The organism is Chthonomonas sp. (assembly GCA_016788115.1).
GTDB lineage: Bacteria > Armatimonadota > Fimbriimonadia > Fimbriimonadales > Fimbriimonadaceae > UBA2391.
In genome coordinates this window covers 447076-472968 of sequence record JAEURR010000005.1, presented here as the reverse complement: position 1 = coordinate 472968, position 25893 = coordinate 447076, and the positions used below count along the sequence as shown (strand labels likewise).

General features: G+C 60.1%; 19 protein-coding genes. 13 read left to right on the top strand and 6 right to left on the bottom strand.

Going from position 1 to position 25893, the window contains the following annotated elements; genetic code table 11:
* Positions 1–98 precede the first annotated feature (98 nt).
* Positions 99–833 carry an RDD family protein gene (locus tag JNM85_04850; protein ID MBL8087386.1) on the bottom strand — a complete coding sequence of 245 codons (735 nt, stop codon included), beginning with the start codon at positions 831–833 and terminating at the stop codon, positions 99–101.
* A 32-nt stretch (positions 834–865) separates the two neighbouring features.
* On the opposite strand from JNM85_04850, the gene JNM85_04845 reads away from it, so the two are divergent.
* Genes JNM85_04845 through JNM85_04835 form a run of 3 tightly spaced genes read left to right on the top strand, consistent with a single transcriptional unit; the run spans position 866 to position 5076 of the window.
* Positions 866–2173 (top strand): DUF58 domain-containing protein, encoded by a 1308-nt coding sequence (locus tag JNM85_04845; protein ID MBL8087385.1) that lies wholly within the window; start codon positions 866–868, stop codon positions 2171–2173.
* A 38-nt stretch (positions 2174–2211) separates the two neighbouring features.
* Entirely contained in the window at positions 2212–4044 is a 1833-nt protein-coding gene (gene typA, locus JNM85_04840; protein ID MBL8087384.1) for a translational GTPase TypA, read from the top strand.
* Positions 4045–4068: 24 nt separating this feature from the next.
* Positions 4069–5076, top strand: a complete 1008-nt coding sequence (locus tag JNM85_04835; protein MBL8087383.1) for an endonuclease/exonuclease/phosphatase family protein — start codon at positions 4069–4071, stop codon at positions 5074–5076.
* On the opposite strand, the gene coaBC is transcribed toward JNM85_04835, so the two are convergent.
* From coaBC to JNM85_04815, 4 genes are read right to left on the bottom strand one after another with little or no spacing between them, the layout of a single operon-like run.
* A complete protein-coding gene (coaBC, locus tag JNM85_04830) occupies positions 5073–6263 on the bottom strand; it encodes a bifunctional phosphopantothenoylcysteine decarboxylase/phosphopantothenate--cysteine ligase CoaBC (protein MBL8087382.1) in 1191 nt (396 codons plus the stop codon). The two genes, JNM85_04835 and coaBC, sit on opposite strands and share 4 nt — an antisense overlap.
* Positions 6256–6816 carry a guanylate kinase gene (gene gmk, locus JNM85_04825; GenBank protein ID MBL8087381.1) on the bottom strand — a complete coding sequence of 187 codons (561 nt, stop codon included), beginning with the start codon at positions 6814–6816 and terminating at the stop codon, positions 6256–6258. The genes coaBC and gmk overlap by 8 nt, the downstream gene beginning before the upstream one ends.
* The gene (locus JNM85_04820) at positions 6813–8108 is read right to left on the bottom strand and encodes a YvcK family protein (GenBank protein ID MBL8087380.1); all 1296 of its coding nucleotides are present in this window, start codon (positions 8106–8108) and stop codon (positions 6813–6815) included. Before JNM85_04820 ends, gmk begins: the two co-directional genes overlap by 4 nt.
* Before the next feature lie 10 nt (positions 8109–8118).
* Positions 8119–8502 (bottom strand): phage holin family protein, encoded by a 384-nt coding sequence (locus tag JNM85_04815; protein MBL8087379.1) that lies wholly within the window; start codon positions 8500–8502, stop codon positions 8119–8121.
* A gap of 51 nt (positions 8503–8553) precedes the next feature.
* Here JNM85_04815 and JNM85_04810 point away from each other — a divergent pair, with 51 nt between their 5' ends.
* Positions 8554–9240 carry an N-acetylmuramoyl-L-alanine amidase gene (locus JNM85_04810; GenBank protein MBL8087378.1) on the top strand — a complete coding sequence of 229 codons (687 nt, stop codon included), beginning with the start codon at positions 8554–8556 and terminating at the stop codon, positions 9238–9240.
* Between the two features lie 157 nt (positions 9241–9397).
* On the top strand, positions 9398–11167 hold the full coding sequence (gene tadA, locus JNM85_04805) for a Flp pilus assembly complex ATPase component TadA (protein ID MBL8087377.1): 1770 nt from the start codon (positions 9398–9400) through the stop codon (positions 11165–11167).
* A 6-nt stretch (positions 11168–11173) separates the two neighbouring features.
* Here tadA and JNM85_04800 read toward each other — a convergent pair whose 3' ends face one another.
* Complete coding sequence (locus tag JNM85_04800; GenBank protein MBL8087376.1) at positions 11174–12874, bottom strand: hypothetical protein; 1701 nt, start codon at positions 12872–12874, stop codon at positions 11174–11176.
* A 992-nt stretch (positions 12875–13866) separates the two neighbouring features.
* On the opposite strand from JNM85_04800, the gene JNM85_04795 reads away from it, so the two are divergent.
* The 8 genes from JNM85_04795 (at position 13867) to JNM85_04760 (ending at position 25889) form a co-directional block, all read left to right on the top strand.
* Positions 13867–15063 (top strand): type IV pilus twitching motility protein PilT, encoded by a 1197-nt coding sequence (locus JNM85_04795; protein ID MBL8087375.1) that lies wholly within the window; start codon positions 13867–13869, stop codon positions 15061–15063.
* A gap of 12 nt (positions 15064–15075) precedes the next feature.
* On the top strand, positions 15076–16311 hold the full coding sequence (locus JNM85_04790; protein MBL8087374.1) for a type II secretion system F family protein: 1236 nt from the start codon (positions 15076–15078) through the stop codon (positions 16309–16311).
* Positions 16312–16368: 57 nt separating this feature from the next.
* Positions 16369–17493: a DUF1385 domain-containing protein gene (locus tag JNM85_04785; GenBank protein ID MBL8087373.1), complete on the top strand. Its 1125-nt coding sequence runs from the start codon at positions 16369–16371 to the stop codon at positions 17491–17493.
* Between the two features lie 10 nt (positions 17494–17503).
* Positions 17504–17743, top strand: coding sequence for a preprotein translocase subunit SecG (gene secG, locus JNM85_04780; GenBank protein MBL8087372.1), 240 nt, complete (start codon positions 17504–17506; stop codon positions 17741–17743).
* Positions 17744–17755: 12 nt separating this feature from the next.
* On the top strand, positions 17756–18481 hold the full coding sequence (locus tag JNM85_04775; GenBank protein MBL8087371.1) for a metallophosphoesterase: 726 nt from the start codon (positions 17756–17758) through the stop codon (positions 18479–18481).
* Positions 18482–18496: 15 nt separating this feature from the next.
* A complete protein-coding gene (lipA, locus tag JNM85_04770) occupies positions 18497–19408 on the top strand; it encodes a lipoyl synthase (protein MBL8087370.1) in 912 nt (303 codons plus the stop codon).
* A 40-nt stretch (positions 19409–19448) separates the two neighbouring features.
* The gene (locus JNM85_04765) at positions 19449–24011 is read left to right on the top strand and encodes a translocation/assembly module TamB domain-containing protein (protein MBL8087369.1); all 4563 of its coding nucleotides are present in this window, start codon (positions 19449–19451) and stop codon (positions 24009–24011) included.
* Positions 24012–24092: 81 nt separating this feature from the next.
* Positions 24093–25889: a BamA/TamA family outer membrane protein gene (locus JNM85_04760; protein MBL8087368.1), complete on the top strand. Its 1797-nt coding sequence runs from the start codon at positions 24093–24095 to the stop codon at positions 25887–25889.
* The last annotated feature ends 4 nt before the right edge of the window (positions 25890–25893 follow it).

Below are 25893 nucleotides of genomic sequence, written 5' to 3'. Positions count from 1 at the left end.
AACCGTGTGGGTAAATCGCTCTATGTATAGGTTTCAATCCGTGGGTTTTCCCATGTCGAGACCCCCCCAAACTCGATCCATCAGTTTTCCACCGATTGTCACACGAGCTTGTGTAAACGTCCGAATTTCATGACCACAGCCTCAATCAGATAGACGTCGTGCACTCCGTCCAGATGCGAGATCTGCGAGCGTACGCGGAACGGCTCCCAGACCGTTTCCAGCAGCTTGGCTTGGTATTGCGGGCTGAGTTGCGGGAACCGATCGGCAAGTCGTTTCAGCGCCACGTACTCTTCCAAGCTCATCGAGCGGAGCTCGCCCACGTGCTGTTCCAGCGGGTGGATACCCATCTTGTGCGGCGAGACTTCGAAGATCGGCTTTTCGTTCCCGGTGTGGATGACCATGGTATCCGCGGCAATATCGCCAAGTCTCTGGCCTCTCGGATTGATAAACATCGAGATGAGCCCGAAAGTATAGAACGCGGGCAGGAAGTCGGCTGGCCGGAGGAAGTTTCGGTAGACCGCCGCGCGGAATGTGAGCGGCGTTCCATCGGTCATCACGACGCGGATCTTCATCGCCTTCTTCCCGAGCGTGTTGCCGTTCCAGAGCCCCTCGGTCAGGATAAAGAAAATGAATGGCAAGAACAATCCGAACCTTTGCAGGAGCGAAACCACGAACTCCATGCCCAGAGCGCCTAAGGCGAACGTACAGACCCAAACAAGTGCACCAAAGATCAGGAGGTCCAGCAAATGCGCCTGAATACGGCTTCCCGCGCGGGCCACCCGGTAAGATAGCGACACCTTCTCGGGAGTGAGTACGGCGACCTCGTGAATCACGAAAACGATGCTACCTCTGGAGTTCGCGGCGGATGATTCCCACGCGTCGATTCTGGGCGCTGATTGCGGTAGGGATAGGCCTCGCGTTGCTCGGCGCGGTTGTTCCGGGCATGGAGCGGGTGGTGATGCCGTACAACCTCATCCTATTTGTGTTGCTGTTCCTCACCGGCCTTGCCGTGCCCCGAGCCAAGTACCTGCGGATCGAACGGTCGCACGATATGGCGCTGTCCGTCCGCCAACCCAACAAGATCTCGCTCACCGTCTTTAACGATGCAGGTGTGCCGATCCGGGGCCGGGTTCGCGAGGGTTCGCCGGAGTTCATGCAGGTGTCGCAAGTCGAGTTCAAGCTTGCGATTCCGGCGCGGCGCAGCCACGCGTTGGAGTATCACCTCACGCCAGATACTCGGGGTGAAGAGCGGTTCCGTGACGTGACCCTTCGACTCTTAGCCCCGCTGGGTCTAGTGGAGGTGGAGCGAACTCTGCCGGGGACTGGGGTCATCCACGTGTACCCAAACGTGCTAGCGTTGCGCGAATACGATCTGCTGAAGCAGCGCGGCAAGCTCAGCATGATGGGGATTCGCCAGACGCGAATCCGGGGCCAGGGCACCGAGTTTGAGTCGCTTCGCGAGTACCACCACGACGATTATCGCCGCATCGACTGGAAGTCTTCTGCCCGCCGAAACAAGCTTGTCGTTCGGGACTACGAGGTCGAGCGGAACCAAAACGTCATCGTCTGCCTCGATATCGGCCGCGCGATGCTCGCCGAGGTTGATGGCGTCGGCAAGCTGGATCTGTGTCTAGATGCGTGCCTGATGCTCTTGCATGCTGCCCGGAGCGAAGGAGATCAGACTGGGCTCATGGTGTTTAGCGACCGCGTGCACCAGTTCATCCCACCGGGCAAGGGTCGCCAGCAAAACGGCGCGATCATGGACGCAGTGCACGACCTGGATGCCGTGCCCGTCGAGGCGAACTACGACGAGGCGTTCAACTACCTGCGGTCACGGTGGAAGCGCCGCTCGCTCATCGCAGTCTTTACCGACAGTGAAGACGAGGCCCATGCCCGCACCCTCACCCGCGCCCTGTCCCCCGTGTGCCGACACCATTTGGTGCTGCTGGTGCGTGTCTCGGACCCGCGCATCAAGGAACTACAGCAGTTGCCGCTGGCGTCACCGAAGGACCTGTTCCTGCGAAGTGCCGCACTATGGTACAGCTCCGAGCGGCGGCGGGCGGAGAGCGTCTTGGCCGGATCGGGGGTCAAAAGCGTGGACAGCGAGCCCAAAGATCTGACCCAAGCACTGGTCTCCACGTACCTGCTCGTTAAGGAAACCGCACGACTTTAGGGGTCGGCTTACCGGCGGCTGGTATCCTTAGAGCTCTTATGCCAGACCCCATGATCCGCAACATTGGCATCATCGCGCACGTCGACCACGGAAAGACGACGCTCGTTGATGCTATTTTCCGCCAGGCTGGCATCTTCCGCTCCAACCAGAACATCGAAGATCGGGTCATGGACAACAGCGACCTAGAGCGCGAAAAGGGGATCACCATCCTTTCTAAGGTGGCCAGCGTCCGGTACAAGGATTACAAAGTTAATATTGTAGACACGCCTGGTCACGCGGATTTTGGTGGCGAAGTCGAACGTGTGCTGAGCATGGTCGACGGCGTTCTGCTCGTCGTTGACGCTTTCGAGGGGCCGATGCCGCAGACACGATTCGTGCTGAAGAAGGCGTTCGCGAACAAGCTCAAGCCGATCGTTTGTGTCAATAAAATCGACAGGCCCGGCGCGCGTCCGCACGAGGCGTACGACAAGACGATCGATCTCTTCATCGACCTCGGAGCGGACGAGGAAGACCTTTTCTTCCCCCACATTTACACGAGCGGGGCCGCTGGATTTGCACGCAGCGAGCCCGATGGCACCGAAACGGACATGCGCGAGTTGTTCGAGACGGTAATCAATTCAGTGCCACCTCCTGCTGTAGAATTAGATGGGCCGTTTATGCTCCAGATCAATAATCTGGACTACAGTGAATACCTTGGTCGGATGTTCGGTGGAAAGATCCTGCGCGGCAGCGTCAAGGTTGGCGACCGTCTCCAGCACTTGAAACCTGACCAGGACAAGAAGCAGGCATTCAACGTGACCAAGCTCTGGGTTTACGAGGGAATCGAACTGCAGGAGGTTACCGAGGCCCGCGCGGGAGAGATCGTCATGCTGGCTGGTATCGACAACGTCGGCTTGTTCGATACGATCGCCGCGCCCGATACGATCGCCGCGATTCCCGCCGTGCAGATCGAGCCGAGCACGCTCAGCATGAATTTCTATGCGAACCAGTCCCCGCTGGCAGGCAAGGACGGCGGTAAGTTCCTTACCATCCACAAGATTCGCGAGCGACTGGAGAAGGAAGAGCACATCTCGGTCTCCATCAAGATTGATCCCGACGCCGCGACGGACACCGTGAAGGTAAATGCACGCGGAGAACTTCAGCTCGCGATCCTCATCGAGACTATGCGCCGCGAGGGATACGAAATGGCCATCTCCCGCCCTCAAGTCATCATTCGGCGCGACGAGCAAGGCGAGCGGACCGAACCGTACGAGGTGGTGACGCTGGAACTCCCGAGCGAGTCGATGGGGAGCGTGATGGAGGAGTTGGCCCGACGTAAGGGTGAGCTGCGAGACATGCTGCAGGAGAACGACTCAGTTCGGCTGGAGTACAACATCCCGACGCGCGGTTTGATTGGTTTCCGAACGATTTATCTCACACTCACGCGTGGCCTCGGGACGATCTCCTCGCTCTTCGATGGCTATCAGCCGTACAAGGGCGAAGTCGTGAGCCGCACCCAGGGTTCGCTCATCGCCAAGGACCCGGGCAAGATCACCCGGTACGCCTACGAGAACGTTCAAGAGCGAGGCATGCTGTTCTTCCCGGTCGGCACCGAAGTTTACGGCGGAATGGTGATCGGGGCGAATGCTCGCGATGAGGACATGGTCGTAAACATTACGCTCCAAAAGGCGGCGACGAACATGCGCTCGGCCAGCGCCGACGCGACGACCGTGCTGGATTCGCACAAAGAATTCTCACTTGAGCAGGCTCTCGCTTGGCTTCGGGACGACGAGCTTCTCGAAGTCACCCCCCGGATGCTGAGGTTTCGCAAGAAGCTTCTGGACCATAGCGAGCGCCGAGTGGCAGAACGACGAAGCGAGGCAACAGTCTGAACAATGGGACACTGGAGTAAGAACTTGGCAAAGACAATTTGGATCACCGCAGCGGCGGGCGCGGCCCTGGCCGCTTACGGACTCTTCGCGCAGGCACCGCGTGGCATCGGACCATCCCCGGATCTCACCCGAATGCGGGTGATGACCTACAACATCGAGTGGTTCAACGCCTTCCAGCCCAAAGCGCGCAACGAAAACCTGAGATCGGTGATTCGGTCCGTCAACCCCGACATCGTGGGCGTACAAGAGGTCGAGAATACTTTTGCTCTGAGCAAGATTTTCGACAAGAATTGGTCCATCGGACTGCTAAACAGCAAAGAGGAGAAGCAAAATCTTGGAATTGCTGTGCGCAAGCCGTACGTGCTGCGAGAGTACAAGATGATGTTTCCTTCGCCTGCAGACGACTTTGCGTTCCCCGGCAAGCGCGACGTGCTCCACGCCGTGATCGAGACGCCCAGCAGGGACCAGCTGGACGTTTTCGTCGTTCACTTCAAGAGTCGTCGAGGCGGCCGTTTGACGACCGACCCGCAGCGTCATGCCGCCGCCGAGAAGTTGGGCGAGGCGATCCGAAACCTCAACTTGCCCAACGTCATCGTGCTCGGCGACTTCAACGATTCGCCGCTTGACACAACGCTGACCAAGCTAGCGGCCAGCGCAACCTACAATGCCGCACCGATGGTGAACCTCACGCAACCTTTGTACGAAGCGGACGGGGTCTCCATAGGCCTCCACGACCTTTACAAGGGCAAACCAATCGCTCCGGTCGTCGCAGGTGCATTTGCGGACAACGAGCGACTGAAGGGCAAGGACTACAAGTTTCCGGACGATGTGAAGGTCACCCAGACTCTCTTCGACAATATCGTGGTCTCTGCGCCGCTGCGCCACAGTGTCAAGGATCCTGGTGCGGTGATCTACTCAGGCGAAGATGCGTTGCGCGGCAAGCCAGGCACGGGCGCAGATCGTGCTCTGGCCTCAGACCACTTGCCGGTATACGCGGACTTTGTGCTTCCGCTGAAGAAAACGGCGCACTAGCCCAGATCGCGGCCGACGCGTTCCAACAACCACAATGCGCATTCCAGCTTCGACTGGACTGCGCTTTGTTCTTCTTGACTTGCGGTGATCAGTGTTAGCTGGTTCGTGTCCGATTCAAAACCAGTGTTCGCGCCGGAGATATCGTTTGCCACGATGGCATAGACGCCTTTCTTCGCGAGCTTCTCGCGAGCGATCTGGAGATCGCCAGTAGGCTCTGCGGCAAAGGCAATGACGCGCGCCTTGGGCTGCGCCGCCTTTGCCAGCGCAGCGATGATGTCCGGATTGGGCACGAGCGAGAGCTGTAGTTCAGCGTCACTCCGACGGATCTTGCCAGCAGATGGGGCCGCGGGCCGATAGTCGGCGACCGCAGCCGCACCGAGGATCAAGTCCGCCTGGGGAGCAAACGGCTGGGCTGCCGCCAGCATCTCTTGGGCGGTGCGCACCCGGTGCACGGCCGCTTGCCCAGGCAAAGGCGCGGCCGCAGGGCCGGTGACGACGGTGACCTCAGCCCCCATCAGCAGCGCAGCGCGTGCGAGCGCGGCCCCCATCTTGCCACTTGATCGATTGGTGACGTAACGCGCGGCATCGATGGGCTCTTGCGTCGGCCCCGAGGTGATGAGGACCCGCTTGCCCGCGAGCAAGCGCGTGGTGCTCAAGATCGTGAGGACCGCGGCCAGGATCCGGTCGATGCTGGCAAGCTTTCCCTGACCATTTTCGCCACACGCGACATCACCGGAGTCGGGCTCAACCACGGTTGCGGCGCGTGACCGCAGCGTGGCCATCGAAGCTAGAACGCTGTCGGTTTTCCACATCGTCGGGTTCATCGCCGGGGCCAGCACCACGGGGGCGGTCGTCGCCAGAGCTAGCGTCGTGAGCATGTCGTCGCCGATCCCCGCCGCAAGTTTGTTCAGGGTGTTGGCGGTCGCGGGGGCCACTACCACTACTTCGGCCCAGCGCGCCCAGTCGATGTGCGCCATCTTGCCCACTTCGGGCTCTTCGAATGCGGAGCTGAGACAGGGCTCACCCGTAAGTGCTTCGAAGAGGGCCGGGCGGACGAATTCTGCCGCGGCATCGGTCAAGCAGACTCGAACTTGGCAGCCAGCGCGCATGAGTTCGCGGGCGAGGTCGGCCGCTCGGTATGCGGCGACACTCCCTGAAACTCCTAAGACAACCCGTCGCTTATCCAACGCACTCCCGACTCACGATCGACTCAAGCTCTTGGATGACCCTGTCCAGATCGTCGTTTACCACGCGATGTTGGTAGCGCGGGGCGTGCTCAATCTCGGCATGGGCTGCAGCCAGCCGACGCTCAATCTGCTCGGGGCTATCCGAACCGCGCCCTCGAATCCGGCGATCCAATTCTTCGATCGACGGCGGCATGACGAAGATCGTCAGTGCGTCGGGGCGCAGCTCCATCGCGTCTAGCGCGCCCGCCACGTCGATTTTTAGCACAGCGCAAGCGCCCGCCTCTATCATCGCATTCATATCGTGGAGCGGCGTCGCGTACAAGTTTCCATATACTTCTTTGTACTCCAGGAAGGCCCCTTCCGCTGCCATCTCTTGAAACCGTTCGCGGGTGACGAAGTGGTAGTCCAGTCCCTCGATCTCACCTTCGCGCTTGCTCCGCGTGGTGTAGCTGATCACCCGCTGGATGCGCTCGTTGACACGTCCCCACTCGACCAGGATCGTGTCCTTGCCGACTCCGCTCGGTCCGCTGAATATGATCAATCTTCCGCTCATGCGTTTAACACATCCATCAGCCGCGCCGCAACCTTGAGGGGGTCATGGCGGACGTAATCCATTTCGTTCATGAAATTGCCGGAGACCACCCGAAAGCCAAGTGCTCGAATCCGCTCGACATCGGCTTCGACAACGTACTGATCTGAATTTCGGTACTTGTCGACCGTGCCTTGAGTGGGACGGCCGGTGTTTACCAGCACATGATCAAAGATGCGCCGGTCAACATTCGCTTGGATCGCGGTTACGTGTTCGGCAGCGGTGAAGGAGTCGCTCTCCCCGGGTTGGGTCATGACGTTGCAGACGTACGCCTTCACGGCCTTGGCATTGTGCACTGCGTCGGCCATGCCCGGGATGAGGAGGTTCGGAATGACCGATGTGAATACGCTTCCCGGGCCAATGATGATCATATCGGCCTCTTCGATGGCGGTGCTGGCGTCCGGGAACGGAGCGACATCCATCGGATCGAGGTAGATCCGGCGGATCCTCTTGCCCGCGGCGACGATGGTCGTTTCGCCGCAGACCTCGCTGCCGTCATCCATGAGCGCACGGAGTCGCACTGTCTGGGTCGTGCTAGGCAGCACCCGCCCGCGGATGTTCAGAACTTCGCTCGCCATGGCCAGGGCCCGGTCAAGGTCACCGTCTGCCTGCTCCACGAGGCCAGCGATGAGCAAGTTGCCGATGCTGTGCCCTGCGAGCGAGCCCTTCGCCTTGGCAAATCGATGCTGGAAAAGGTCGGTCATGAGCTTTTCCGCGTCGGCGAGCGCGACCAAACAGTTGCGCATGTCGCCCGGGGGCACGATTCCCATCTCGCGTGATAGCCGCCCCGAACTCCCGCCGTCGTCGGTCACCGTCACGATTGCCGTGATGTTGCTGGTGTGGTGCTTCAGGCCGCGCAGGAGTGTCGACAGCCCGGTACCGCCGCCCATCGCCACGATGCGGGGACCGGCGGAAAGCTGCTGCCGTCGAACGAACGTATTCACGATCTTGTCCGAGCGGCTGGCGGGGGCCATCACTTGGTAGAAGCGGCGCTGGAGGCTCCTGAGCCCGGTGAAAGCGAGATAGAACCCCAGCACGAGGCAGACACCGCCGAGCACGTGGTTAAACTGTGCCGCGCGGTCTATCCCCACCCACCGCTCGATGAACCCATTCCACAGCTTGCCAAGGTTGAGGATGATCGGCAGTGCAGTCTGAATGAAACTCAGGCTCAAGCCAAACAGGAGGACCAGCAGACCGATCCCCGCGCGGACGATAGGTTTTCGCAGTCCGGCGGTCGGCGCCAAGAGGCGCCGCATCCGATGACGATTAATCATCCTTCTCCGAATCGGGTAGGAACTGATGGAGGATGGAGCAGGTCAGCGAAAAGACGACGCTGGCGACAAGCGCCGCAAGGTAGTTGTCAGCGTGAAATCCGAAATTGAGAGTGGAGACCAGGAAGAACATCAGTCCGTTGATCGCGACGGCCGCCAGACCAAATGTCAGGCAGTTGAGGGGGATGGCCAGGAACTTCAGGAGCCGACCCAGCGTGGTGTTCACAAGCGTGAGCACGGCGACCCCAATGAACAGATTCATCACGTCGGAGCTTGAGCCAACTTGGACACTGAAGCCTTTCATGAACAGGCTCGTGACCAAGCCCGTCACGATGAGTGCCAGCACCGTCAACGCCCACTTCAAGAAAAATCGCTTCATACCGACTCCGAGTCCTTATTGTAGCGCTTTGCACTGGTAGTCTCATCAGTCATGCGTTCCTGGCTTGCACTCTGCCTGTGGCTTTGTTTCGCTAGCTTTGCGTGGTCAACCCCAACCGTCATCTGCCTGGACCCAGGGCATCCTTCGGAGGTCGGCCCGGGCACCCGGGGCAAGGTGCTCACCGAGATGGGGTTCGCTTGGACCATCGCCAAGCAGCTTGAGAGGCAGTTGCAGAAGGAAGGGTTCAAGGTTGTCATGACCAAGAGCTCCGAAAAGCAGCACGTTACGAATCGAGAGCGGGCTCAGATCGCCAATCGGTCCAAAGCTGCGCTGATGCTAAGGCTGCATTGCGACTATGCCCCCGGCGAATCCGGATTCGCTACGTTTTTCGCGGACACGAAAGGCAAGCAAGGCAACGAAACCGGTCCATCGGACGCGGTGCTGGACCAGGTGCGGCCCATGGCCAAGGCGTTTCACATCGCGGCCACCAAGGAACTGAAGGGGAAGCTCGGTGATCGAGGATTGCGGACGGATCGACAGACCGCGGTCGGCAAAAAGTACGGCGCGCTGATCGGCAGCATTTTCAGTGAAGTTCCTTCCGTCTTGGTGGAAATGTGCGTGCTCAACAACCCGAAAGATGAGAAATGGGTCCGCACTGAGGCTGGCAAGTCGCAGATGGTACGTGCGCTGCTTGCCGGTATTCGTGCCGCTTTGGGAGCTCGGCTTGAACCAAAATGACATGCAGGCCGTCCTTTCAATCGCTCGGGGTAGAGCGAGAAAGACGGGAGGGTGCGCAAAATCCCCCCCGATTCGGTCTAAAATGCTCGAACTGAGGGAATTGCGTCACCGTGCGTTCCGCACGCGTGAGGACGCAAACGAGGTGGACTGAAAACTTATGGATCGCATGCCATTGGACCAGTGGCTCTTGCAAAAGGGCTTCATTACCGGAGAACAGTTAAATGAAGCGAAGAGAGTCCAGCAGCAGTCCGGGCAGAAGGATATCGGCAGAGTCGTCATTGACCTGAAAATGGTTGGTGAGCGTGAAGTCGTGCAAGGCCGCGCTCAAGAAGCTGGCGTTCCCTTCGTCAACCTCGATGACATCACGATCGAGAGTTCGGCGCTAAACGTCGTCCCCGATCGCTTGGTCAAGAACCATAACGTCATCCCTGTCCGCAAAGACGACGTGGGCCTCTGGCTAGCGATGAAGGACATTAACGACATCGCCGCTCAGGACGATATCCGCATGGTGTCTGGGCTACGCGTCAAGCCCGTCATGGCCGTCCCCGGGGCCATCGAGGACGCGATCCGCAAGTATTACAGTTCCCCCGTGGCCACTGCCGTGGGTGGCGAGACCGCACCAGCCAAGCGCGAAGAAGCATCGCCCGCCGCCCAACCCGCGGGTGACATGCGCCGAATCATGGCCGAAGCCGCCGTGGGTCGTGGAAGCGAAGACGACGAGACCCCGGATGCCGAAGCTGAGAAGATGGCCGAGCAGGCGCCGATCATTCGGCTCGCAAACGCGGTAATCCAGCAAGCCATTTTTGACCGTGCATCGGACATCCACGTCGAGCCCCAGGTCCGTGGCGTCCGCGTCCGGTACCGTGTGGACGGTGTTCTTGCCGAAGCCATGACTGTCCCCAAGAACCTTCAGGCCCCGCTCATCAGCCGTTTGAAGATCATGGCGGACATGAACATCGCCGAGCGCCGCGTCCCGCAAGACGGTCGTATCGAAGTTCGCCACCAGGGCAAAGAGTTTGATCTTCGCGTAAGCTCGATCCCCACGCCATTCGGCGAAAAGATCGTTATGCGTATTCTGGACAAGTCGAGCGTCATGATCGGCTTGGGCAAACTCGGATTTACCGAAGAGAATCAGCTCAAAATCGAAGAGCTCACTGCTCAGCCGAACGGATTGTTCCTCTGTACGGGACCCACCGGTTCGGGCAAAACCACGACCCAGTATTCGGTGCTTAACAAGCTGAACTCGGTCGGGGTGAACATCGTGACCGTCGAAGATCCGGTCGAGTACCAGATCGGCGGTATCGCCCAGGTGCAGGTGAACAAGAAGGCGGGACTGAACTTCGCCAACGCGCTCCGCGCCTTCCTCCGTCAGGACCCGGACATCATCATGGTCGGTGAAATGCGCGACTTGGAAACGGCCGAAATCGCCATTGAGTCGTCGCTCACGGGCCACTTGGTATTGTCCACCCTGCACACGAACGATGCGCCTTCGGCCACCCTACGTATGGTCGACATGGGTGTCGAGCCCTACCTCATCGCGGCGACCCTCATCGGCTGTCTCGCCCAGCGACTGGGACGACGGATTGACCCTGACCACCGCGAGTCGTACGAAGTGACTCAGATGGATTTGCGACGATTTGGATTCAAGGTCGAAGACCCCGAAGCGAAAGTGCAACTATGGCGTGGCATCCCCGCAGAGACGAACAAGATGTCGGGCTTCCGCGGCCGAACCGGCTTCCACGAGCTCATGTGCATGAACACGGAGATCGCTGAGCTGATCGTGCGCCGCGCGCCGCTAAACGATATCAAAGCCGCCGCCAAGGCGAACGGCATGCAAGAGCTGCGCGAAGACGGATTGGGCAAGGTGCTTGCGGGCGTAACGACGCCCGACGAAGTCATGCGCGTCGTCTTCACCGCCGGTTTCTAGTTCGGGCTAGGGAGACGGCTCTGGCGTGGCCGGAGTCTGCGACGGGTCATCTTTTGACCACCGCTTGACCATGTTTGCAACGGTGTCATCCTCGTACGGCCAGTCGCTGAGACCCATGTCTTCAGCCGAGAGTTTTAACTCCTTGCCGAGCATGATCACGGGGATCACATGGCGGTCGGTCTTGTCTGAATCGACCCCCTTCATGGCGAGCAAGTGCTCCAGGAAATCCGCCTTGGCCTGCACGTAGGCTTCACCGGACTTCTCCTCGACGTGCGCGCGAATCCTACACAGCTCTCCATGGGCCATGAGCGCAAACCCGCGAGAGTCCTCAAGGTTGTCAGAGTGGGCTAGAACAAAGTGGCCAGCCTGTTCATAGACTTCGCCCGCTTCCAAGAATCGGCTTTCTCTTCGGAGTCGCTGTGCGTGTAGCTCGAACGGCAGGACATCGCTTGGGTTTGCCCTCACGTGCTTCTCCTCTTCATCAGCCGCCTCCTCTAGCTTGAAGTAGTACAGCGCCAATATGCCGATTGCGCCAAGGGCGACGCCGATGAGCCACAGAGTCCCCGGCTTCGGATCGCCGCCCGAGCTTGTCCCGAGAAATCGAACGAACGCGGAGACCAGCAGTGCACCCGTTGCGCCAATGAGTAGCGCCACCTCAAACCCCTTGAAGTTCAACAGTTCCGCCTTGGCCTTCTTGGTGTCTTTGCCGCTCGTTACAGCGTCGACGTATCGGCTCAGCCCGAGCATAAGCAGATACGGAAGGGGGGCAAGGATCATGAGCTCAATAGCCTGGAGGGCTGACTCAAGGAACTTTCCGTGACCTTCTCCAGCAGCCTCAGGAACAAGTTTGAACTCTGAGAGCATTGCGATCCCGTACTTTTGGAGAGCCAGTACGTATGCCACGACCATACCGAAGGCGGCCACAATCGTCACTAGGTTCAATGAGTTCCTGATGAGCGCGAGCACCGTGCTGCCGAGCCCCGAATTGAGTCCTCCGGTCGCCGAACGGCTGGGCTTTGAGAGGTAGGTCGAGAGCGGGTGGATTCGCTCGTTCACGAACGCCTTCCAAGGGAGCGTGACCCTCCGCCCATGTGTCGAGGCCGGGACTCCGAGGTAAGCGTGGTCGAAGTGGCGCTTATCTTCGACCATCCGTTCTATTACAGACCAATACTGAGCGGGGGCCCATCGATGCGCCATAGCTACCCTCCGAACAATATTGTCACATGCCTTCCAGGCTTGGTTAGCGGCTACCGTTAGCGGCTGCTTCGTTGCAAGCAGGATCGGTAACGCACCGGGAGCGAGCCACGATTTGTACCAGCCAGCGAATGAGTCGCGAATGTTCATTGTCGGGAACACCGCGACGGGCAGCGTCGTGGTTGGCTCGCCGCTCAGCACGACATTGATGACACTAGCGTGGTAATGTCGGCGCAGCAACTTGGGCCGGTTGCCGGTACTCGCGTTGCATATGAACCACGCGAACTGCATCGTCGTGCTGCTCAGGACCAACTTCTTGATATGCGCAAACTGCCCACTCGAAACAATGCTGCGAATGCCGGAAGAGCGCTGAACATCCCAGGAGCCGTCTGCGTGCAGCTTAAATCGGATCTTGCGCCGTGCGAATGTCCGCACAACCGCATAGAATATCGCAAGAAACGCAATGGCCAGCGGCCAATAGTTACCCCACAGCTCGACGAGACGGTTCTTCACAAGTGACCCCAGGGTAGCTTCATCGGCCGGCGCGTGGGGACCATTGAAAAGGAGCTCGCTCTGCGCGGCGACGACTGTCAGAGCCCACAGCCCAAATCGAAACGACTGGGATGTGATAAACCAAACCAACCACTCCCATGGACTCATATTCGGGCAGTCGGGAGGAACGAAACAGATCCGGTATGGGGGTTGTGATCCGCTCGGAACCTGATAATTCGACACAGAGCGAGTCAGCGCATCATGACAAGTAAGAAACGGTCTCGTGCATACCCCGAAGTGATGCACGATGACCGCGGCTGTGAACGAGCAGGCAGTCAGGTGAAAAGGGTGCCCCAGAAAAGCCTTGTTCGCTATGATCTGAGTGAGCGTGGCGCACGCAACAGGACTCAGAATCAACCACTTTGAAGGCGCATGGCTCGGCTCAGACAAGTAGAAATGGCGTTTCACCGGGCCAGCCGACACTGCGGCCCGTGGCTTCTTCGAGGGCCAAGGAATATAGATCGCCCAACAGAGATTGGTCAACAGGCACAGGCCCAGGTAAACAACGGCGATAACGAGCAGTGCGAGGAACCAGTTGCGATCAGCCAGCGAGTGAAGATTATCGAGCCACATGGGTAATGGGTTAGCCAACCGTCACTCCTACCAATGCAGTCAATACCAAGCCAGGCTTGTCAGCAAATGAGGTTGCGTCACGCATGCGATCCTATCATATACGATTCAGCTAGAGCACTAATACTTTACGACAATTTTGCCAGGCTTTCAGCGCAACGAATCCTGCGGCCTCTCCAATCGAGGCCCTCAGATCTCGAACCTTATCCGCGCAAGTTGCGTCCATCCACCAGGAACTGGAGTAGACTTGCCGAATCTGGCTGTGTGTCCGAGCCTGTCTCGCTGGCCACGGTTGCAACACAGACCTCCCTGAGCGAAGAATGGACCAATACAACAATTCTGGCCAAGTGCCTCCGATGGCACGCCCCATGCAGGCGCCACCCATGCAGGCCCCCCCTGCTGCCCCTGCCCAAGCGCCGCTGGGCCAGCGCCGCACCCTCGAAGATCTTCACATCGACGAACTACTTGGCATCATCGTCGACAAGAAGGCGTCAGACCTTCACATCTGCACCGACGCCGAGCCCGTCATCCGCGAAGACGGTGCGCTCAAGCGACTGACTCAGTACGAGCGCTTCACTCCCCCGGTGACTCAGCGGATGCTGTACGAGATCATCTCGGACGACAACATCCACAAGTTTGAGACCTCGAAAGAGCTCGACTTCTCCTACAGTCTCCCGGTACCGCCAGAGCAGCGCGTGCCCGGGGGTCCATCAGTCCGCGCCCGGTTCCGTGTGAACCTGTACCGTGAGCGTGGTTCGGTCGCTGCCGCGTTTCGACTCATTTCGAGCAGCATCCCTACGTGCCGGGATTTGAACCTGCCGCCGATCTTGGAGCAATTGACCGAGCGTCCGCGCGGTCTCATCCTGGTGACCGGCCCGACCGGTTCGGGCAAGTCGACATCGCTCGCCGCGATGATCAACTTCATCAACACGAACAAGTCGCACCACATCATCACGATCGAAGACCCCATCGAATATCTCCACACGCACAAGCTCTCGATCATCAACCAGCGCGAGCTGGGTGCGGACACGCTCACCTTCAACGCCGCCCTGCGCGCGAGCCTTCGCGAGGACCCGGACGTCTTGCTCGTAGGTGAAATGCGAGATACCGAGACGATCGCCCTCGCGATCACCGCCGCTGAAACCGGCCACTTGGTCTTTGCGACCCTGCACACGAACAGCGCAGCCGAATCGATCGACCGTATGATCGACGTCTTCCCCCCTGGGCAGCAGGAGCAGATCCGCATTCAGCTGGCGAACAACGTTGTCGCCATTATCTCGCAGCAATTGCTTCCGAGACTTGGCGCACCAGGCCGCGTCCCCGCGAATGAGATCATGATCGCGAGCCCGGCCATCCGCAACCTCATCCGCGAGAACAAGACTCACCAGATCAACTCGATGATCCAGACGAGCGGTGGCATCGGCATGATCACCATGGACCAGTGTCTGCGAGACCTCTACAACAAGGGCCTCGTAACGATGGACGAAATCATGACGCGAGCCATCAACGTCGAAGAATTAAAGAAAATGCTGAACACCACGGCTGCTGTGGGTCAACCCGGCGCACGGCCTGGCCGATAAGGAGTAGAGAACATGCCCGTTTACAGCTATACATTCAATGACGCATCAGGCGGCATGCAAAAGGGCACCGCAGAAGCAGAAAGCGAAGAACTACTGCGTGCACGGTTCTCTGAGCAGGGCTTCACGGTCACCGAAGTCACTGTCATCAAGGGCGCAAAGGTCAAGAAGCAGAAGAGCTATGGCAAGGTCAAGCTCGGCAACCTCTCGGTTTTCTGTCGGCAGTTCTCCACCATGGTGGACGCAGGCGTATCCCTGGTCCGGTGCCTGGACGTTCTCGGTCGCCAGACTCAGGATCCCAAGCTCAAGAAGATCCTTCTGGACATCGGCGAACGGGTTGAAGGCGGTGAATCGCTCAGCCGTTCGATGATGCGCCACCCGCGCACATTTAACAACCTCTTCATCGGTTTGATCAAGGCCGGTGAAGTCGGTGGTGTCTTGGAAGAGTCCTTGCAGCGTCTGTCTCAGTTCTTGGAAAAGGACGTCGAGCTCCGCCGCAAGGTCAAGGCCGCACTTACCTATCCGGTGCTCGTTATGGTCGCCGCGCTCGGTATCGTCATCTTCCTCGTCGCATGGGTCGTCCCGAACTTCGCCAAGCTGTTCGCCGACATCGGCATGAAGCCCGAAGAGTTCCCGGCGATGACTAAGTTCCTCGTCGACCTCTCGGCTACATTCGCCGAGCGCTGGTGGATCTATCTGGTCACCATCGTCGTCGTGGTTGTTGCGTGGAAGATGTTCAAATCGACCCACTTTGGGTTGCGCGTCGCGGACCGCATCAAGCTCAAGATCCCAGTCTTCGGGAAGCTTCACCATAAGGTCTGCATGGCCCGGTTCAGCCGGACGATGGGCACGCTGCTCACCTCGGGTGTCCCCATCCTCCAAGCCATGGAGACGGTCTCGGGTACGGTCGGCAACTCAATCATGAGCGACGCCGTCCTCAACGCTCGAGCCCGCATCCGAGAAGGAGACCGCATCGGCGATCCTCTTGAGGCCAGCCGCCTCTTCCCGCCGATGGTCGTGCACATGATCGGCGTCGGCGAAGAGTCGGGTTCGTTGGACTACATGCTCCAGAAGATTGCGGACTTCTACGAGGCCGAAGTCGAGGCGACGCTGTCGTCGCTTACGGCCGCACTTGAGCCGCTCCTCATCGTCTTCCTCGGATTTGTGGTTGGCTTCATCGTCATTGCGATGATGCTTCCGCTCGTGAAGGTTATCGAAAGCCTGTCCTCGGGCAGCGCCTCAGAGAGCTAAAATATCACTGTCTCGGGCCGCGACCTGCGCGACGGGTCGCGGCCTTTTCTTCGTCTGATGAGCATCCAAGACACCCTGATCCGTCCCATAACTGCCCTGGCGGTGCGGTGCGAAGCCTTGGAAACCTCTGCCTCGATCGGGGTCGCGGGCCGTCGGATGCTCGAAGAGGGACTACCATTCCTACCCCTGCTTGAAGACGGCAACATCATTGGGGTCGTCCGCCAGCAGGCCATCGTGACCGCCCTCGCCCAGGGGATGGATCGAAACGATCCGGTCGCCCCGCTGCGTTCACCGACGCCGCCAGCGATCCGCGCATCAGCGACAGGAGCCGTTGCCCTTCGCAAGTTTGAAGAGGAGCAGGTCGATGCGCTCATTGTCATGGACGCGAACAAGCGCCTTCTCGGCGTCTTGCTCCCCGCGCATCTGGCCTCCGCGCCCGAACCCACCCGACTCCCCCGGGTTGGGGGTATGGCGACGCCGTTCGGCGTGTACCTCACCGACGGTGTCCATGGTGCCGGAGCAGTGGGTTGGCATCTCGCCGCTTCGGGCGCGCTGATGATGACACTCCATCTGATCGCCGGTGTCATCACGACCCAACTTCTCGACTTCCTGAATGTGGGCGCACTGTCCTTTGGGGTGCAGTCGTTTTTGCTCGCGACTCTGTGGTCGCTTCTCTTTCTTCTTGGGTTGCGGCTGCTGCCGTTGGCCGGGATTCACGCAGCCGAGCACATGACCGTGCACGCCCTGGAACGAGGAGAGCCGCTGGAGCTTGAGGTCGTGCGCCGCATGCCCCGCGTCCACCCTCGGTGCGGGACAAACTTCGCTGCCGCTGCGCTCGTGTTCTTGGGCGTCAGCAGCGCCCAGTGGCTGCCCGATACCGAGATCCAGTCGCTGGTCGCGGCCGTCATCGCGCTGGGCACATGGCGTCCGCTGGGGAGCGCTCTCCAGAAGTACTTCACGACCCGACCCCCTTCCGATGCTCAGATCCAAATGGGAATCCGGGCTGGTCAAGCGCTCGTCAAGAAGCACGAAAGCGACCCACGCACGTGGGCGCCGCTCATGAGTCGCTTGTGGACATCGGGGTTGCCGTTCGTTCTGGCGGGGGCGGTCGGCAGTACGCTCCTGTTCGTTGCGTTGGCAGAATGGGTTCCTGCCTTCAGCTTCCTGAAGGTATACTTATAAACTCAAAATCATGAGCCCTGCCCTGTACAACGTGTTGCTAAGTGTCGCAGTCCTCGTCGCGGTACTGTTCATCATCCTCGTGATCATCACGGGCAAGGGCGATGCCATGTCGGGCGGCGGTTCGATCCGCACCACCTATAAGGGCAAGCAGAGCATCGAAGACCAGATCGGTCGCATGACGATGATGCTCGGCATCGGATTTATGGGCCTCATGCTCATCCTCGATGTCGTCAACAGCCGCATGAAGTAAGCGGCCCTTCGCATGGCGCACGCCATCTCGATCCTTCACACCAACGATTTTCACGGCCATCTCACGGGTGCGCGCGTCGCCGAGCTGGCCGCAGCCCGCGAGTCCGTTGACCTTTACTTTGACTGCGGGGACGCCATCAAGACGGGCAACCTGGGGATCCCGCTTGCCCCCGAGGAAGCGTGGACTCGACTGGCCGAAAGCCGTTGCGATGCGAGCGTCCTCGGCAACCGTGAGACCCACGTGCTCGAAAGCGCGTTCCGCCGCAAGCTTGAGGGGGCAACTCACCCGATCCTCGTGGCAAACCTACGTATGCGGAGCGGTGCGCTGTTCCTGCCGGGCTCGCAAATCTTCGAGCGGCACGGAGTCCTCGTCGGAGTTTTTGGCGTGATGGTGCCGATGGTGACGGAGCGGATGGTCACTGCTCGGGCAAGCCAGTTATTGTGGGACCCGCCCATCGAGACCGCCGCGCGCGTCGTGGCGGAACTCCGACCGAACGTGGACCTACTCATCGCGTTGACCCACATCGGCATCAGCCAGGATCGCAAGCTTGCCGAGGCGGTCTCTGGGATCGATGTCATTCTCGGTGGCCACTCGCACACGGTCCTCGAGACTCCCGAGCGGGTGGGGGAGACCTGGATCGCCCAAGGCGGGGCCCACGGGCGGTACTTTGGGCGCTACGAGTGGACTCCGGCAGCCCTCACCGGAGGATTGGTTCAGTTCGGGGCGGGTTCGGCGTAGGCTATACTAGACCCTATGAGCCAGCAACTTCCCGAGTGGCTTAAGATTCGCATCCCTCGACCGGACACCATCAAACAGGTCGAGCAAATGATGCGGACCAAGAACCTTCACACGGTGTGCGAGAGCGCGCGCTGCCCGAACTTGCCCGAGTGTTGGAGCAAGAAGACGGCCACCTTCATGATCCTCGGCAATACGTGCACCCGCAGTTGCGGTTTCTGCGCGATCAAAGTTGGCCGGGGCGAAGAGCTCGACATTTTTGAGCCCAAGAACGTCGCCCTCACCGCCCGCACGATGGGCATGAAGCACGTCGTCGTCACGAGCGTCGCCCGAGACGACTTGGCAGACCAAGGCGCGGGTCAGTTCGCGAAGACGATTGAGGCGCTCCATCGAGAAGTGCCGGAGATCATCGTCGAGATCTTGACGCCGGACTTCAAAGGCCGAGAAGACTGTCTGCGAACCGTGTGCGCCGCGCATCCGGAGATCTACAACCACAACATCGAAACGGTTGAGCGACTGCATACGATCGTGCGGCCCCAAGCCAAGTACGCCCGCACCATGCAGCTTCTGGAGATGGTGCGCACCATCGATTCAACGATCTACACGAAGAGCGGCATCATGCTCGGACTTGGAGAGACGCGCGAGGAGGTCATCAAGACCCTGTCCGACCTACGCGCAATCGGGGTGGACGCCGTCACCATCGGCCAGTACTTACGCCCGACCATGAAGCACTTGCCCGTCGTCGAGTACATCCACCCCGACGTCTTCAAGGAGTACGAGACGATCGGCGAAGAGATGGGCTTTGCGTTTGTCGCGAGCGGCCCATTCATCCGCAGCAGCTACAACGCGATCGCCTTTAGCGAGAAGGTCATGAAGGAGCGACTGGAACGGGTGGGAGCACATATCGAAGCCGCCGGTTTAGGCGCTTGATGAATCTGCCGCGAGGTGCGGTCGTCTACTTAGATTAAGCATGGCGCGGCGGATTCTTGACCGGATCTTGCACGGCGGAGAGTGGCTCTCGGCCCTGGCCGCATCGTGGATCCCGTTTCTGCTGCTCCTTGCGCTCTCCATCCTGTACTTGATTGGCGCGGCGCAGACTTTGCTTGCTCCCGGCGCCCCGGTCCAAGTCACCTACGATGCGCAGAAGGGCCGCTATCGTCTGCGGGCCGAAAGCTACGCGATCTACCCGCTGGAAAAGATGGCGATCCTGCAGGGTGTCCGGTTGATGGATGAGTCGGGCCGTCTGGTGGGCCAGATCGGAACTCTCCGCGCATCGATTCAGAAGGGTGCGGTGCACGTCAAAGCGCAGCGCGGGCTGGTCCAGGTGACCCGACGCAAAGACCTCGACTTCTCAATCGCCGACGTACTCCCGCCCTCGCAAGACGAAGGCCCATCGACTCCGGCAGAGATCCTCCTAGAAGATATCCAGCTCATCTACCGCGACGCCAGCGCCTTGCCCGAACTGCGCACCGAACTCACGGTGAAGTCGGCCCACATCGCCATCGCCGACGGCAAAGGGGTCGCCCGGGGCAAGCTATTGCTCCCACGTGGCGAGGCGGTTCCAGTCTCGGCGCGCTGGAACGACACCGGCGGTATCTACGTCGAGGCGAACTCACCGCGCGCCGAACTCGGCTGGGCCCTACCGCACGTCTCACGGTGGCTGTCAGGTGATGAGCAGAAGCTCCTCGCCAATTCCCGGGCCGAATCGCTCGTCTCACGTACCGATTTCACCTTGACGCTAGAGCCTAAGATGCCGCTGAAGTACACAGTTCAGGCGGACCTGGTCGGCCGGGGTATCACCGTGCCGGACTACGCACGCAACGCTTCGGTCCAAGGCAAATTGTCGCTGGTCACCGATCAGTTGACGATCAATGCGACCGTGAACGAAATCGGCCGCAACGCCAGACTCGATGGCGTGATCGACTGGCAGCGCGAGCTGGTGCTGCTGGGCAATCTCAAGGCGAGCGCGGCGAACCACCGCGCAGTATGGAAGCCTCTGTTAGCGGTGCTGCCGCGCGATCTTGCCGTGGACCGACCCGCATTCGATGGCAGCGTGGCGTGGAAAGGAGACGACTACGAGCTCGCCGGTACGCTTCGGGCCGACCGAATCAGCTACGCGGGCGAACAAGCCCGGTCCGTGAACGCCGCCGCAAAGTTTAACTCTAGCGGCATGCAGTTAAACATTCGCAAAGCGACGAGCTTTGGCTCGCCCCTGCGCGGCAGTCTGACTTACCGCTTCAAAGGGGGCCAGCTCTCGGGCTTTGCGCGCACCACCAAGCCGGTTGCGCTTGGGCCTTTGGCTGGGCGATTCGGGGTCGAAGGGCTGACCGGCTATGCAAACGTCACCGCCCTTTTCGACGTCGCCCGGGGTAAGCCGCGGGTTGAATTCGCGATGCAAGGCAGCGGAACATACACGCAAGAGGGGTTTGACCCGATTCGAATGTCCCGCATCGACGCGCGCGCGACCTATCAAGACGGCATGCTCGCGCTGCATCGGGTGCGCACGTCCGGGCCCCTCGGCAGCGCCGCGGCTCACGGACGAGTGAACCTGACCAAGCGCTCACTCGACGTTCAACTTGACTCTGGTGGGCTGGACCTGAGCCCGTGGAGCAACGAGATTGGTGGCGTTGCTCGGTTCGCAGGGCGCGTGCACGGCGGCTTTGATAGCCCGGTGCTTGAGGGCAAAATCGGAGTTACTGATGCCGAAGTCGCGGGTCGGCCCATCGCTCGTTTCACGAGCGATGTCTGGCTGAAGAACAACCTCCTCAAGCTCTCCGACGCGACGCTCGCGGCCGAGGAAGGAAAGCTGAGCGGACAACTCGCGCTCGATCTAAAGCGCAAGACCCTGCAGGGCTCAATGCTGGCGAGCCAGTTGCAGCTTGCGGATTGGACCCAAGATGCCGCGATCTCCGGCGTTCTGACCGCGGGCCCCATCCAGATCGGAGGCACCTTCGATGAACCTGTTGCTACCGTCGACCTCGCGGCGGACAAGGTTCTTGCGAAAGAGTACGCATTCACGAACATTCGCGGCCGGGTGACCGCGGACAAGCACGGGCTAAAGATCGAGAAGGCTGGGTTCACGCTCGGCGAGGGGTCGGCCACGGTCGAGGGGCACAGCGACTACGACGGGCGAAACTTCGCGCTGAAAGCGTTTGTGGATGCGCTGGACTTGAATGCGGTCGTCAGGGGACCCGCGGTCCCGGACATCCAAGGGCGCATCTCGGGCAAAATCGACCTGTCGCGCAAGGATGGCGAATTCGACGCCAGTGACTCCGAGTTGAAGCTCAAGGACTTGCGCGTCGAGGGAGCGGCACTCGGTTCGGGAACGATCATTGCCAAGACCGCAGCCGGTCGCACGACGGGCTCCATCAGCGTTGGCCAAGACAACCGCTACATCCTCGGCGAGAACCTGAGCTACGATTCGAAATCGAAAGAAATCGGCGGTGAGCTGACACTCTTCAATGCGCCGGTCGCGGATTGGGTTCAGCCGTCCACCTTGCGCAAGCGGGGCGTTCCCGAGGAGTGGGTGAATGCCCTGGCTGAAACCTCGGGCAACGTCACAGCCGCACTCAAGGCAAACGGCACGACCGACAATCCAGTGGTGTCTCTGGACGAATTCTCGGTTGAGAACTTCGTGATTTCCGGGAGGAACGCAGGCGAACTAACCGCCAAGGGCGAGTACGGGTCGACCGGTCTGACCGTCAAATCGTTGCTATGGAATGTGGGCCGCGCAGCAGGCGACGAGCGCGCATTCGTCCCCTTCGTTCGGGCGAAGGGGTTCTGGGGATCCGACGGCACTGTGGACTTTCGCGACATCCGAATTGGCGATTTCGACCTCTCTTGGCTCCATACGGTCCGTCCCGACTGGCCCGAAATCCAGGCCCTTGTCTCGACGACTATTGACGTAATCGGCGCGATCTCCAAGCCGACGCTCACGGGCACGCTGGCGGCTACGTACCTCGGCAACAACATCGATCCTGAGGATCCGCAGCTGCCGAACATTAACCTCGATACGGTCAGCCTTCGGGATGGAATCTTGCGCATAGGCGGCGCTTTCACCGTGCAAGAGTTCTCCGGGACCGTCGAGGGTACGGTGCCACTGGAGGCGTTCGATGAGCGCCGTCCAAACCCCGATCCCTTCTCGATTGTACTGAAGGCCAATGAGCGGGATCTGCACGACATGGTCCGTGCGTTCCCGGGTTTGGATCCAGAGCGCTCAAGCGGCAAGCTTGGCGGTTCGCTTGCCATCACAGGCACGCTCGGCGATACCAAGATCGTGGGTGGCCTGAACCTGGCGAACGGCTCTATCGCCGCGAAGGACGTCGCCACCAGCCTCCAGAACATGAATCTAGCCGCGAACTGGTCGAATTCCCAGCTCCAAGTCAAGGGTTCGGCGGCAAGCAGCGCAGGCGGCACACTCGCGATGGACTGGATGGCGCGAACGCCCAATCCGCTTGAAGAGGAGATCGACCTCGCCTCGTTCCTGAGTGGATCGGTTCTCTCCGGGAACCTCCGGACGGACAACTTCCGGTTCGTGCACGAGCCCAACACGCCCAGCAAGAAAATCGATTTAACGCTCGCGCCGACCACACTGTTCGCCTCCGGGAGCCTGAAATCGCCCGAAATCCGTGGCGATCTGCTGTTCTCGAACGTGGACTTCACCGTCCCCGAAACGGGCGAGCCGGGAGATCCGGTCGAGTATCTGATCAACCCGATTTTCAGGGCGGTCAACTTGCGCTTGACGAACCCCGCGATTGTTCGCACGGCCTCGACCACGCTCACGATGACGGGAGGCGGCAAGCTGGACGGATCGGCGCAGCAGCCCCAGGCTTACGCCAAGTTCCGATTGGCGGACGGCAAGTTCACGCTACCGAATGCCGTCATAGACCTGGAAGAAGACGGCGAGATCGAGTTTCGGTACGACTCGCTGCTGGCGACGGAAGCCTCCTCCCGGCTCGATCTTCGCCTGGTTGGCCGCACCCAGGTGACGGCGCGCAGCTTCACCGACTCACCCGAGCGGTACGAGGTGTTGTTGCAGATCAACGGCAACCTGCTTGAGCCGGGTGGGCTTGTCCTCCGCGCGACCAGCGATCCGCCCGACTTGAGCGAGTCGGAGATTCTCGCGATTCTCGGTCAGAAGGAGCTCATTGAGCAGATCGCACGCGGCACTGGCCGCAACCAGCAGGACGCACTTCAAGGGGCTGCGTTGACCCTGGCGACCCCGCTTCTGAGCGGCTACCTGACTCAGCCGTTGGCACGCGGGTTCAAGCTGGACTACCTCTCGGTCGAATACAACCCGTTCGACGGCTACATCGGAACCGCATCCAAGACCCTTGGAAAAGGATTGACGCTCACCGGCCGACGCCAGCTCACGGACCCCATCAGTGGTGGCATCCGCAAATACGACATCCGCCTGACCTACCGAATTCCGAGTAGAAACCGGCTCCTATCGCGACTTCGATTCGGGATCGGCGTGGACGAGCTGCGGCCATGGAAGATCACCATCGACTATTTCACGCGCATTCGCCTGTAAATTTGGAAGAACTAGGACCCCACGCAACGGTACTAGGCATGAAGCGTCTAAAATGATCGAAGTGCTTCCTGGAGGGACCGATTGACCAAAGGATTGACCGTTTTTGCCATCGCTATGCTCGTCGCCGCCAACGCTGCCGCTCAGACAGGCGGCGGAACGGTTCGCGAAGTGATTGTCCGGGGGAACCAGTACATCGCCAGCGAGAGCATCATGACGGCTATGAGCCTCACGACGGGGCGACCCTACGATGCTTCGAAGATCCTAGCGGACAAGCGGGCCATCGAGAACCTCGGCCTTTTCAAGGACGTCAAGGTCCTCTCCCAGCCGATCACTGAAACGGACTGGCGCATTATCGTCGAGGTCGCGGAAAACGCCTACATCAAGGAGATTCGCATTTCAGGCAACACCGTCGTAGCCACCAAGGATCTGTTGGCGCTCGTTCGGCAGCCGGTGAACGCCGTCTTTAGTTTTCTGAACATCGCGCCCACTAGCGATGCGGTGAGCGCGCTGTACGAGAAGCGCGGCTACTACGCTCAGGCTGAACTCGAGCCACTGGAGGATTCTCCCGGCACGCTCAATGTTCGCATCATCGAGCGCGCGGTCAACGAGATCAAGGTCACCGGCCTGCAGCGCACCCGACCCAGCGTTGTCCGACGGCTGATGAAAACCGAGCCAGGTCAGGCGTTCAGCGAGCAGAAGTGGGCCATCGATCGACGCCGTTTGGAAAGCACGGGCTGGTTCGAAGCGCTTGAGGCAAGCAGCGAACCGACCGCCGATATCGGCAAATTCAACCTGTTGCTCGACGTCAAAGAGATGCGTACCGCGCAGATCGGTTTCGGCGCGTCTCTCGACCCGCGCAGCCGCCTTGCTGGCTCGCTCCGCTTCAACGATTCGAACTGGAACGGGCTCGGCCAGACACTTGGACTGCTGCTGCAGCAGGACACTGCGGGCAAAGGTTTGAGTACGAGCTTCGAGTTTGCAAACCCATACATGGATTCGCGCGATACGCAAATGGCGTTCAGCGCCTACAGCCGCGTAAGCAGCTACTTCACGGGTTCGGGCATCGGCAACAACGACTCGCCGAACGACCAAGACTTCGACGAGCGCCGAACGGGAGCATCGCTCGGGTTCTCGCGTCCGGTCAGCCGCGATTGGACCGTTTCCCTCGGCTCTTCTTTCGAGCGGATTTCGACCATCGACCGTCGCACGAACATCAACAACAACGCCAATATCGACTTCATCCAGCAAGACGGTGACCTACTGGGTTTCCGTATGGGACTTGCCCGCGATCGCCGCGATGTCCCGCTGGATCCTGCCGAAGGTGACTACTTCCGCTTCTTGCTCGAGCCGTATTTGACGCACATTACGAAGATCGGTGGAAACGTCGGCGCGAACACGGACATCCTTGGCAAGCACAAGTTCCTCCGCTCGACGTTCGAGTACAAGTCGTTCTGGAGCAAGCGGCCCAAGGACCCGAAGAAGCTCGCCGATCCGCGAAACGTCATCGCATTCCGAGCGCGGTACAGCCGCATCGACGGCGCGGTGCCGTTCTTCGAGCAGATCTTTGTCGGGGGTGCGGACTCGCTCCGCGGGTACAGCGACCAGCGTTTCTGGGGCAAGCAGGCGTTTGTCACCACGCTGGAGTACCGTAAGCCTGTCCAGAAGAGCTTTAACCTGATCGGCTTCGTCGATTACGGTGGAGCGTGGGGCGGGTACGGCTCGTTGAATAACTTCAAGCAGAGCCCCTCTCTCAAGACCCAGCTCGGATACGGCGTCGGTGTTTCCTTCCGCACTCCCCTCGGTGCGATCCGAGTGGATCTCGGCTTCAACGAAAAGGGTGGCAACCGCACCCACTTCTCGATCGGAGGCAGCTTCTAAGCCG